This is a genomic window from Nonlabens sp. Asnod3-A02 (assembly GCF_045063755.1).
Classification (GTDB): domain Bacteria; phylum Bacteroidota; class Bacteroidia; order Flavobacteriales; family Flavobacteriaceae; genus Nonlabens; species Nonlabens xylanidelens.
Genome location: NZ_JBEFOC010000008.1, coordinates 2501 through 14710, shown reverse-complemented (window position 1 = coordinate 14710; position 12210 = coordinate 2501). Strand labels below are relative to the sequence as shown.

Below are 12210 nucleotides of genomic sequence, written 5' to 3'. Positions count from 1 at the left end.
GCCTGATCTTATTAAGATCAGGCTTTTTTGTGTCTATTAATCAATTGAATTATTTAGACCTTCATTGATTATTATAATTATTTATATCACTTCTTGAGGCTTAAATCTTCTTTTTTAAAGAGCTTTATAAGCCATTGCTTTGATCTCTATCAGTAAGTGTGGATGTGGTAGTTGATGTACCGCTACAGTTGTTCGAGTAGGTCCATCATAATCAAAGAAAGTACCATAAGTATCATTATAACCACCAAAGTCATTCATGTTTACTAGGAAGGTAGTCACATCTACCACATCTTTTATAGAAGCGCCTTCGGTTTTGAGAATAGCGTCTATATTTTTTAATACTGCCGCGGTTTGGGCTTTTATATCAAGATTAGTGGTTCCCATTTCATCTACTTCGACGCCTGCAAAAGTGTTGTCTTTTCGACGACTACTAGTTCCTGATACGAAAAGAAAATCACCTACACGTTTAATGTGTGGATATTTACCTCTAGGTGTCGCTTTGTCTTTTAATACTGCCATGTTTATTTTTTTTCTATTTCACACCCCAAAGGTTTTCAAAACCTTTGGGGTATAGTTTAATATCTTTATTTTAAATTATCCACGCAACCAAAGAACTTCTTCCGTCTTTACCTTAATCTTGCTCAACAATGAATCTAATTCATCATTAACGGTTATGTCTCCATTTTCTAGTAACCACAAAATTCCTTTGTCTTGGGCACGTCCTTTAAGCATGGCCTCTTCATAGCCTATTCCTTTTTCAGGGAAAGTAACTAGTGAGTATTTGGATTGGTATTCCGCTTTCGCGAAAGCGGATTCTAAACGCATCTCAATCTGGCGTTTTAATTGAAAGTTAGGGTTTGCAACGCTATCTCTCATCTCTACAAAGTTGTCTAGAGCAAGATCTGCGATAGCATCTGCATCTGGTTTTCTAGTGGTAGAGAATGATTTGAATGCATCTGCCCAAGTTTCATTTGCATCAATCATTTTATCAAGGACAACCACATCTTCAAAACTAGCATTCATTCCCTGTCCATAGAAAGGTACAATCGCGTGTGCAGCATCTCCTAAAATAAGACTTGTACCATTTGCAGTCCATGGAGAACAACGCACAGTGCCTAATGGTGGTGATGGGTTGGTTTTATATTGCTCAACAAGATCTGGAATATATTCTATGATATCTTTAAAGTAAGTGTTGAAAAAGTCTTTTATTTCTTGATCTGTATTTATATTATTAAACGCTGGTCCATCTCCATCATATTGCATGAACAGAGTTAGTGTAAAACTACCATCTAGATTAGGTAAGGCGATTAACATAAAACCACCACGTGGCCAGATGTGCAAGAAATTTTTCTCGATGCGCCATTTTCCACCTGCTGTAGGTGGTATGCTCAATTCTTTATATCCATGAGGCAACCAATTCATACTGTGTGAAAAAAGAAAATCACGCTGTTTCATCATCGCTTTACGGACTACAGAGCCTGCACCATCTGTTCCTAAAAGTATATCAGCCTTCCATTCTTTATCAGTACTAGTTTCAGAATCATGATAAGTAACCGATGCGTTTTTTAAATCAACTGCTGTAACTTTATCATCAAAGTCTATTTGAACATCTTCATATTTATCGGCCTCGTCGAGTAGTAGTTTGTTGAGCTCTTCTCTAGAGATGGAATTGATATATTCTCCATCACGACCACTGTAATTAGAAGAGAAGGTATTACCTTCTACATCATGAATTAATCTACCATTCATAGGTATGCATAACTCGCGTACTTTTTCTTCTAACCCTACCAATTTTAATGCAGCTAGACCACGATCAGAAAGTGCGAGGTTAATAGAACGACCACCATCTACAACTGCTTTGCGCATATCAGGTCTTTTCTCAAGTATATCTACATGATAACCCTTTTGCGCTAGTCGTAATCCTAAAAGCGAACCGCATAGCCCAGCGCCAGTGATTAATATTTTGGTTTTTTTATTGTTGGTTTTCATGTAGTATAAATTTCGGGCTTAATGGTAATAACTTTGTAAATCAAATATGAAGAATACGATACTAGTATCGTAGATATACACAGTACTAAAACATGTGTAAAGTCTATTAAGTCTAATGATCCTTTATATAGTAAGAAAGAATAAACAAATATTTGAGAAATGAAAATTGGCAAAATCGGAAGATTTACAATTAGGCTAGTGAATTTAAAAAGCGTCAGATTATATTTTTTCTTAAACATTATAAAAGTGAAAATATTAAATATGAATGTTGGCACTAAAACGATGGCGAAAAGAATGTAGATGTAATTGAAAGTTCCTAGTGAAGTCAAACCTAAAATAATCAACCAAACTTTTAATTGACAATCTAATTTCATAACTCACTCTTCAACACATCCACAAATCTCCAGCAATCCTCAAAATTGTTATATAAAGGAACTGGTGCGATGCGTATTACGTCTGGTTCTCTCCAGTCTGCAATAACGCCTTTTGCTGTGATGGCGTCAAAGAGAGATTTATCTGCATTTTTAACAGCTAGTGATAATTGACAACCGCGATCTTTAGAATCGCTAGGGGTAATAATAGAAATGCGATCACCATCCAGTTCTTGTAATAAAAATTCTAGATAATTAGTCATTTTAATTGACTTCTCTCTTAGGTTTTCAAAACCTGCTTGGGCAAAAAGATCTAGACTTGCTCTTATAGCTACCATACTCAATATAGGAGGATTTGATAATTGCCAACCTTCGGCACCGCGTATAGGTTCAAAATCGTCGCGCATTTTAAAACGTGTGTCTTTATTATGTCCCCACCAGCCAGTAAAACGTGGTAAGTCGGCATTATCTGCATGGCGCTCATGTACAAAACAACCACCCAAACTACCAGGGCCAGCATTCATGTATTTGTATGTACACCATACGGCAAAGTCTGCTCCAGAATCGTGCAGCTGTAAGTCTACATTACCGGCACCGTGCGCACAATCATAACCGACCATGATGCCGTGAGAATGACATAAATCGGCTATTTTTTTAAGTTCAAAAAGTTGTCCTGTATAGTAATTTACCGCACCTATCATAACTAGTGCAATCTCGTCACCTTGATTCTTTAAAATAACTTCTAAGTCTTCAAATGATGGTGTATGATCGCCAGGTCTAGGTTGCCAGGTGATTAAATCGGTTTCTGGATCGCCACCATGAAATTTAATTTGTGATGCAACTGCATATCGATCACTTGGGAAAGCATCTCCTTCTATAAGAATTTTAGTGCGATTACCTTTAGGCTGATAAAAACTAACCATCATTAAATGCAAGTTAGTAGTCAGTGTATTCATAATGACTACTTCATGAGGTTTTGCACCTACTATCTGAGCGGTAGTTTCTGTTAGAAATTCATGATACGGCATCCATGGATGCTTTGCATGAAAATGTCCTTCTACACCTAGATTTGCCCAGTCTTCTAGCTCTTTATTTAAAAAGTCTTTAGTCTGTCTCGGTTGCAAGCCTAGAGAATTACCACATAAATAGATAGAGTCTGTTCCATCTTTATGCTTTGGAATATGGAAGCTTTCGCGAAAGCGAGATAATGAATCTTCTTGATCTAATTGTAATGCAAAGTTATGGTCAGTCTTGTAAGTCATTATTTCTTTTTAATAATTTCTATATCGGTAAAGTTAATACGAGTAAAACCGTCTGGTGTGAGATGGTCCGTTGCGATAGTTATTCCCTCAATGGTTTTATATTCTTTAAATGTGGTAGCCATAGTGATCACACTATCATTCTTACTGCGGTATGCCCATTCTTTAAATTTATGATCTTTATCATAATAAATGTCATAAGCGTCACCTGGAGTATAACCGCCTTCATTATTGTAAAGAATAGTAATCATATCTAGCTTTTCCTTTGATATAGGTGCTATTTGTGATTTTTTTTCTGTTATCTCGGTACCTTCATCCCATACTAATTTAAACTCTGGAATTAACCAGTAAACGTCGTTTATAAAACCACGATCAGTACTGGCTTGTATGCTGTCTAATTTTGAATTGCGGTTGTAATTAATGGTGTCTCCTAATGCGATAAGTTGTACGCTATCAGTATTAGGATTCCATTTCCAGTTTCTAGTTAAAACGGTACGTCCATCCTTACCTACGTTAAAAGAAAATTTGATTTCTTCTACATTATCCCAGTTAGATATCCCTGCGTTTTCTGCTAGATGTTGAGCAATGGTAAGTGCTGCGGTTTCTTTTTCTATCTCGTTATCTAGAGAGTTTTGAGATTTAGAATCGTTTTTACAGCTAGTTATTAAAGCAATTATAGATAATAGTAAAAAAGCTTTTTTCATTTTGATGTTTTATTTGGTTTAAAAGTACGAATTATCGGTCGTTATGAAATGGTAAAGCTTTGTGAATAATCCATCTTAAGAAAACGCTAAAACGTAATTTTGTAAAATGAAAGTGAAGCTGGTAGAAAAGAATAAAATGAGCAAAGGACGTAGAGCAAGTGTGATACTTGTTCTAGGGACGTTGATAGCAGTAGGACCTTTTTCTATAGATGCATACTTGCCTGCTTTTAAACAAATAGCGGGCGATTTTAAAGTAGATACTAGTGCTATAGGTATCACGCTAACTACTTATTTTATAGGAATAGGGTTGGGGCAGCTGGCATACGGTCCTTTAATGGATAGATATGGAAGGAGAAAACCATTAATTTTTGGACTAGTACTATACATACTCACTAGTATTTTAAGTGCTTATGCATGGGATGTAACTTCTCTTGCTACGTTGAGATTTTTTACATCTTTAGGAGCTTGTGCCGGCATGGTGGCTAGTAAAGCGATAGTTAGAGATCTATTTGACGAAGAAAAAGTGGCAGACGTTCTCTCTACGCTCATGTTAATAATGGGTATTGCACCTATCATTGCGCCTACCATAGGTGGCTTTGTAATCCAGCATTATCATTGGGAAATGATATTTTATGGATTAGCTGGTTTCGCAACCTTAATGTTGTTTAATGTTATTTTTATATTACCTGAAAGTACTAGGCCTAATAAAGCGACTAGTTTACATCCGGTACCTGTTTTACGAGAGTATATAGGGATTTATAAAAACAGAGACTTCTTTGTATTTTCAACCACTCGTGGTTTCGTTGTAGGTTTATTATTAGGATATGTAGCAGCGGCTCCCTTTATTTTTATGGAATACTTTGGGATGAGTCAGGATAGCTTCGGTTATATATTCGGTAGTAACGCAGCTGGATTAATAACAGGTAGTCAGTTAAATCGTTTGTTTTTAAAACGTTATACAACATTTCAAATTACCTACGTAGTAAGTACATTGCTCGTTTTAGTTACTGGTTTTGGATTTATTTATGTGTGGAATTTTATACCAACATTTTGGGTGGTTTATCCAACTTTGTTTTTTATGATGCTGTTGATAGGTTTTCAAAATCCTAATGCAACAGCTCTAGCTTTAAATCCATTTACACAACGTGCAGGTAGTGCTAGCGCTTTTGTCGGTGCGGTAAGTATGATTTTTGGTTCTATAGCGAGTTGGTATGTATCTCGATTTGTCACGGTTTCTTTGTTTCCTTTATTTGCTATGTTAGCAACTAGTGCAACGATGGCTCATATTGCAGTAGAATATTTTAGAATAAATTATGCTCGTGGTTACGCTTTCGCGAAAACGTATCTAAAACATCCCTATAAGTTTAAGAAGAGAGAAGAGCATATGTCAGATAACTAAGATAGATTAGTTCTGATTTAGTTTCTTGCAGATGGACTTCTAGTAAAGAACGAGAAAAGCTCAAAATTTTATAAAAGAAAACGCCCTATGAACTTTAACATAGAGCGCTTTCAAACTAACTAACCAACCAAAAAGTTTATCTAGTAACTGTCCCTGTAGGGAAAGTGTCAGATATGTTATCAAATGTTTGTGAACTTGGAGCTGTGTCTGCTGTTGCTATTTTTGCAAGAGGTTTTAATGTAAATGGTGCTGGAGAGTTATCTGGAACTGGCTCTACTGTTATAACTACATTACGGCCTACTACACTAAAAGGAAGTGATTCACCAGCTGGTAAATTGTTAAAGAAGTCTTCTCCAGGTACAGGAGGTCCTGCGTTGTTTTCAGTTCCCGAGAATCCGTTTCCTGAATCTACTGCAGAGAAATCTGTAAAAGTACCAGTAGATAATGGTCCTGCGTCTCCTATAACCCATCCTTCATATACCCATCCTGCTGGTAGTGTAGGTAAAGTCGCGTCTGCAGTAGGAGGCATTCCAGGAAGACCTAGCCATACACCATTTGTGTCATTACCGTTATTTGCAGTTCCTGCAGGCTCGTCTGTAGGTGTTCTTAAGAAAAAAGAACCAGTCGCTGTAGAGAAATCTCCAGGTGCTGGACCGAAGTTAGTCGATATACTAGCGTCATTATTATTAAATTCTCCAGCTAGATATTTTGAGTCTGCTGGTGCAGGATCGTTGTCTGGACTAGGTTCTATGGTTAAGATAAATGCTGTCGCAGCATCTAGTGCTTCAGTCGCTACAGGAAATGTAGTTTGACTTAAGTTTCCAGAACTATCTACCGTAAATACACCTGTTGTTACTGGTACATCATTTACTAGTACCCATCCTTCATATGCAAATCCAGGGCCTAAATCTTCAAGTCCATTGATGTTTAATGTAAGATCTTTGTTTAAATTAGTTGTGCCTGCATCATCGTCGTTTGAGCAACCGGTTAGTGCTAAAACAGCAAGAGCTGCTATTGATAAGTAAGTTTTCATGTATATTGTTTTAATTTTACAGTACAAACTAACCCTTATCTTATCTCAATTATATAACGATAGATTCAACTTTTGAAAATAATTCGTGAATGTTTTGTGATATGCTTTAACTTGTTTTGAATTATGGAAAATCGCATACTTATTGTTGAAGATGATTTAGAAATCGTCGGACTACTAGAAATACATATGAAAGATCTTAACGCTACAGTAGATAGTGTTAATGATGGACGCTCAGCACTTGAAAAAGCTCTTGCAATAGACTACGATTTGATTTTGCTAGATCTTTCTATACCTATAATAAATGGTGTAGAAGTATGTAGAGAACTTAGAAAGACTAAAGATACACCGGTTATAATGGTAACTGCAAAAAGTGAAGAGATAGATAAAGTTTTGGGGCTAGAAATAGGTGCAGATGATTATATCACTAAACCTTTTTCAATACGAGAGTTAAAGGCTCGAGCAAAAGCGGTTATGAGAAGAAGTGAGAAATCTGCTGTGAATTCTGCAGGAGAATCAGATATGGATTTTGGAGACTTAAAGATTAATGTTGAAATGAGACGTGTGACTCTAGACGGTCATAAGGTAGAATTGTCTCCAAAAGAATTTGAACTTTTAGTTCTCCTAGCAGGTCATCCTGGTAGAAGTTATAGCAGGTCAGAATTGTTAGATGTTATTTGGGGTTATAATTTTTCAGGTTATGAGCATACAGTAAATTCTCATGTAAATAGATTGAGGGCCAAAATAGAGCCAGATATGTCTCACCCTATTTATATATTGACTACTTGGGGTATAGGTTATCGTTTTAATGAAGAGATATAATAATGAATAAGCAATCTACTTTAACGCCCAAATTAGTATTCAAACTATGGTTTGCACTTAGTGTTTTAATAGTTGGTATGGCGATTTGCTATATTCTAATTACTAATTATTATTCTAATCAACATCACTTAGCGACTCAACAAGAGATTAATTCTCCATTAGCTCAACACTTGATCAACGAGAAGTTCACTGAAGATACTCCGCCTTTTCTAGAGGACGGTAGTGTTAATAAGGCTGTATTCGGTGATTTAATGCATGATATGATGGCTGTTAATCGCAGTATCGAAGTGTATATGCTTGGAGAAGATGGAGAGGTTCTTTATTCTGTAGTATTAGAACATGATCCAGGAGTGCCTTCTCAATATGTAGATGTAAAACCCATCGAAGATCTTTTGGCAAGTGGAGGTAAAGGATTTTGTTTAGGAGATGACCCTAGAGATCCTGATGAAAGGAAAATATTTTCTGTTGCTCATTTTGAAAACAAAATTAAGAATGGTTACATATATATCATACTTTCTGGTGAAGCTTATCAAACTGCGAGTGCTAACATATTCAGTAAGTATATTAAAAGCTTTGGGTTAGGGGCAATTGGGTTGACTACAATTTTCACCTTGTTATTTGGTTTAGGGGTTATTTGGTTTTTAACTAAGAACTTGAGAAAGATTACACAAGTAGCACGACGCTTCAAAGAAGGTGATCTAGATGCTCGAATTGATAATCCTGAAAATACTGATATATCTGTTTTTGCTCATACTTTTAATGAAATGGCAGATACAATTAATGAGAACCTAGAAGAAATAAAAAATGTAGATGAATTAAGAAGACAATTGATTGCAAATGTTTCCCATGATCTACGTACTCCATTAGCAATTTTGAAAGGTTATGCAGAGACATTGCAAGAAAAAAGTGAAGTTCTAGGTAAAGAAGAAACGCAAAGATATCTAGGTGTGATAAGTTCTAATAGTGATAAATTGACCAATCTAGTAGAGCAATTGTTTGAATACAGTAAATTAGAAGCCAAACAGATTGAGCCTTTAATGGAGCAGTTTTCAATTACAGACCTTTGTTTAGATCTTGTATCAAAGTATCAGCTAGTTGCAAAGGAAAAGAATATAGAGTTGTCTTTAGATGTGGATCAAAATAAAAATATTATGGTCTATGCAGATATTAGTCTTATAGAAAGAGCGTTACAAAATCTTTTAGATAATGCGTTTAAGTTTACGCCTGAGAATGGAGTCATTAAATTAAAACTAGATGATAGTAGTGGAAGTTGTAAGGTAGCTGTAAATGATTCAGGTATAGGAATAGCTCCAGAGCTTCAGAGCTCGGTTTTTGATAGGTTTAAACAAACTAGTGAAGGTTTCAGTAAAGATGGTGCCGGTTTAGGATTGGCTATCGTTAAAAAAATAATTGAATTACATAATTCAACAATTGAGGTATACAGCAAGCATCACAAAGGAAGTGAATTTACTTTTGTATTACCTAAAATCTAGTTTTGCTTTAAGTTAAATTGATCCGAATAAAGTATTTATCAATAAATCTAATTTTTATTTTAAATAAATAAATGTTTAGATGTTTTATTATAAGGTAGTTGCGTTTTTATTTTACAATTATTTAATATTTTGGACATAAAGATTAGGTTGATAGAAGAAGTTCTCTGTATATTTGCAGCCGCTTAGGAAAACAGCTAAATGTTTAACGAGGCAAATGTTCTTCAGATAGGTTAAAAGATCAGTTAGTGAGTCGTGAAGATTTGCAGTAAGATTTTAACTAAGGTATTTGAAGGAGTTCATTGAGATATTGACAGCACAAAAAAGATTTATTGTTTTAATAACAATAGGTTAAAAAAAATAAGATAGACACAAAGCTAATTGAGTGGTTTCGATAAAGTCATATAATTAAATGATCTTTAAAAGATTCGACGATGAAGAGTTTGATCCTGGCTCAGGATGAACGCTAGCGGCAGGCCTAACACATGCAAGTCGAGGGGCAGCATTTCTAAGTGGTTTCGATAAAGTCATATAATTAAATGATCTTTAAAAGATTCGACGATGAAGAGTTTGATCCTGGCTCAGGATGAACGCTAGCGGCAGGCCTAACACATGCAAGTCGAGGGGCAGCATTTCTAGCTTGCTAGAAGATGGCGACCGGCGCACGGGTGCGTAACGCGTATACAATCTACCTATTACTGAGGGATAGCCCGAAGAAATTTGGATTAAGACCTCATAGTATTATTAAGCTGCATGGTTTGATAATTAAAGGTTACGGTAATAGATGAGTATGCGTCCTATTAGCTAGATGGTGAGGTAACGGCTTACCATGGCTACGATAGGTAGGGGTCCTGAGAGGGAGATCCCCCACACTGGTACTGAGACACGGACCAGACTCCTACGGGAGGCAGCAGTGAGGAATATTGGACAATGGGCGGAAGCCTGATCCAGCCATGCCGCGTGTAGGAAGACGGCCCTATGGGTTGTAAACTACTTTTGTACGGGAAGAAATATATCTACGTGTAGATATTTGACGGTACCGTAAGAATAAGCACCGGCTAACTCCGTGCCAGCAGCCGCGGTAATACGGAGGGTGCAAGCGTTATCCGGAATCATTGGGTTTAAAGGGTCCGTAGGCGGGCTAATAAGTCAGTGGTGAAATGCAGGGGCTTAACTCCGGCACTGCCATTGATACTGTTAGTCTTGAATTATTGTGAAGTGGTTAGAATATGTAGTGTAGCGGTGAAATGCTTAGATATTACATAGAATACCAATTGCGAAGGCAGATCACTAACAATATATTGACGCTGATGGACGAAAGCGTGGGTAGCGAACAGGATTAGATACCCTGGTAGTCCACGCCGTAAACGATGGTTACTAGCTGTTTGGTACGATTGAGTACTGAGTGGCCAAGCGAAAGTGATAAGTAACCCACCTGGGGAGTACGTTCGCAAGAATGAAACTCAAAGGAATTGACGGGGGCCCGCACAAGCGGTGGAGCATGTGGTTTAATTCGATGATACGCGAGGAACCTTACCAGGGCTTAAATGCATATTGACAGGTTTAGAAATAGACTTTTCTTCGGACAATTTGCAAGGTGCTGCATGGTTGTCGTCAGCTCGTGCCGTGAGGTGTCAGGTTAAGTCCTATAACGAGCGCAACCCCTATTACTAGTTGCCAGCGAGTCAAGTCGGGGACTCTAGTGAGACTGCCGGTGCAAACCGTGAGGAAGGTGGGGATGACGTCAAATCATCACGGCCCTTACGTCCTGGGCCACACACGTGCTACAATGGTAGGGACAGAGAGCAGCCACTTCGTGAGAAGGAGCGAATCTTCAAACCCTATCTCAGTTCGGATCGTAGTCTGCAACTCGACTACGTGAAGCTGGAATCGCTAGTAATCGCATATCAGCCATGATGCGGTGAATACGTTCCCGGGCCTTGTACACACCGCCCGTCAAGCCATGGAAGCTGGGGGTGCCTGAAGTCGGTGACCGCAAGGAGCTGCCTAGGGTAAAACCGGTAACTGGGGCTAAGTCGTAACAAGGTAGCCGTACCGGAAGGTGCGGCTGGAACACCTCCTTTCTGGAGTTCTTGAAATAACAGAACTACAAAAGTGATTTATGAAAGATTGCTTAATTAGCGTGTTTATTTATAAAGTTGTCAATAAAAGAAGTCGCAAGACCTACTCTTCGGAGTTATAGTCTCATAGCTCAGCTGGTTAGAGCGCTACACTGATAATGTAGAGGTCGGCAGTTCGAGTCTGCCTGAGACTACAATAATGATTTATCATAATTGTTCATTTAAATTATATAGGAAATTTTAGACGTTGAGAATTCAAAACGCCTTATTAGATATTTTGAATTGACATTCTGAATTTCAAATTATGGGGGATTAGCTCAGCTGGCTAGAGCGCCTGCCTTGCACGCAGGAGGTCATCGGTTCGACTCCGATATTCTCCACTATTGACTACGGTCAAAAACGTTCATTGACATATTGAAAAGATTAAACGAGTAACATAGATACGTAAGTATCTATATTATTATAGTAAAATAATTAGGCTCTTATATCTGTATCGTTGCAGAATAAGAAAGAATATCATAAGCAAATTAAGGGCGTATGGGGAATGCCTAGGCTCTCAGAGGCGATGAAGGACGTGATAAGCTGCGATAAGTTGCGGGGATCAGCACATATGAATTGATCCGCAAATTTCCGAATGGGGCAACCTGTTATATTGAAGATATATCATCCGAAAGGAAGCGAACCTGGTGAACTGAAACATCTAAGTAGCCAGAGGAAGAGAAAACAAAAGTGATTCCGCTAGTAGTGGCGAGCGAACGCGGAATAGCCCAAACCAATTATGTTACGGCATAATTGGGGTTGTAGGACCGTAATGTTTAATGTGTAATGAATAGGAATTTTCTGGAAAGAAAAACCAAAGAGGGTGATAGTCCTGTACTGGTAAGTTACATTATTAATAACGGTATCCTGAGTAGTGCGGGGCACGTGAAACCCTGTATGAATCAAGCGGGACCATCCGCTAAGGCTAAATACTCCTGAGAGACCGATAGTGAACTAGTACCGTGAGGGAAAGGTGAAAAGAACCCTGAATAAGGGAGTGAAATAGATCCTGAAACCATACGCTTA

The 12210-nt window shown here is 37.6% G+C and carries 8 protein-coding genes, 2 tRNA genes and 2 rRNA genes (1 of these 12 running past the window's edge); 7 read left to right on the top strand and 5 right to left on the bottom strand.

All coding sequences use genetic code 11. The features are described from left to right. Positions 1–114: 114 nt before the first annotated feature. From ACJJVN_RS10040 to ACJJVN_RS10025, 4 genes are all read right to left on the bottom strand, one after another. Entirely contained in the window at positions 115–519 is a 405-nt protein-coding gene (locus ACJJVN_RS10040) for a RidA family protein (protein WP_405378000.1), read from the bottom strand. 75 nt (positions 520–594) lie between these two features. After that, on the bottom strand, positions 595–1989 hold the full coding sequence (locus ACJJVN_RS10035; protein ID WP_405377999.1) for an FAD-dependent oxidoreductase: 1395 nt from the start codon (positions 1987–1989) through the stop codon (positions 595–597). Positions 1990–2359: 370 nt separating this feature from the next. Then, a complete protein-coding gene (gene kynU, locus ACJJVN_RS10030; protein WP_405377998.1) occupies positions 2360–3622 on the bottom strand; it encodes a kynureninase in 1263 nt (420 codons plus the stop codon). Continuing rightward, positions 3622–4323 (bottom strand): selenophosphate synthetase, encoded by a 702-nt coding sequence (locus ACJJVN_RS10025; protein ID WP_405377997.1) that lies wholly within the window; start codon positions 4321–4323, stop codon positions 3622–3624. The genes kynU and ACJJVN_RS10025 overlap by 1 nt, the downstream gene beginning before the upstream one ends. A 106-nt stretch (positions 4324–4429) precedes the next feature. On the opposite strand from ACJJVN_RS10025, the gene ACJJVN_RS10020 reads away from it, so the two are divergent. Continuing rightward, positions 4430–5722 carry a multidrug effflux MFS transporter gene (locus ACJJVN_RS10020; RefSeq protein ID WP_405370673.1) on the top strand — a complete coding sequence of 431 codons (1293 nt, stop codon included), beginning with the start codon at positions 4430–4432 and terminating at the stop codon, positions 5720–5722. A gap of 136 nt (positions 5723–5858) precedes the next feature. On the opposite strand, the gene ACJJVN_RS10015 is transcribed toward ACJJVN_RS10020, so the two are convergent. Further along, positions 5859–6755 (bottom strand): hypothetical protein, encoded by an 897-nt coding sequence (locus ACJJVN_RS10015; protein ID WP_405370674.1) that lies wholly within the window; start codon positions 6753–6755, stop codon positions 5859–5861. Between the two features lie 123 nt (positions 6756–6878). Between ACJJVN_RS10015 and ACJJVN_RS10010 the strand changes: the two genes are divergently transcribed. From ACJJVN_RS10010 to ACJJVN_RS09985, 6 genes are all read left to right on the top strand, one after another. After that, a complete protein-coding gene (locus tag ACJJVN_RS10010; protein WP_104513771.1) occupies positions 6879–7574 on the top strand; it encodes a response regulator transcription factor in 696 nt (231 codons plus the stop codon). Between the two features lie 2 nt (positions 7575–7576). Then, entirely contained in the window at positions 7577–9067 is a 1491-nt protein-coding gene (locus ACJJVN_RS10005) for a sensor histidine kinase (protein ID WP_405377996.1), read from the top strand. Positions 9068–9622: 555 nt separating this feature from the next. Then, positions 9623–11148, top strand: a 16S ribosomal RNA gene (locus ACJJVN_RS10000). A 117-nt stretch (positions 11149–11265) separates the two neighbouring features. Beyond that, positions 11266–11339, top strand: a tRNA-Ile gene (locus ACJJVN_RS09995). Between the two features lie 112 nt (positions 11340–11451). Further along, positions 11452–11525, top strand: a tRNA-Ala gene (locus ACJJVN_RS09990). Positions 11526–11660: 135 nt separating this feature from the next. Then, positions 11661–12210: ribosomal RNA gene (locus ACJJVN_RS09985) — 23S ribosomal RNA — on the top strand (it continues 2269 nt past the right edge of the window). The 16S and 23S rRNA genes sit together here with 2 tRNA genes alongside, the layout of an rRNA operon.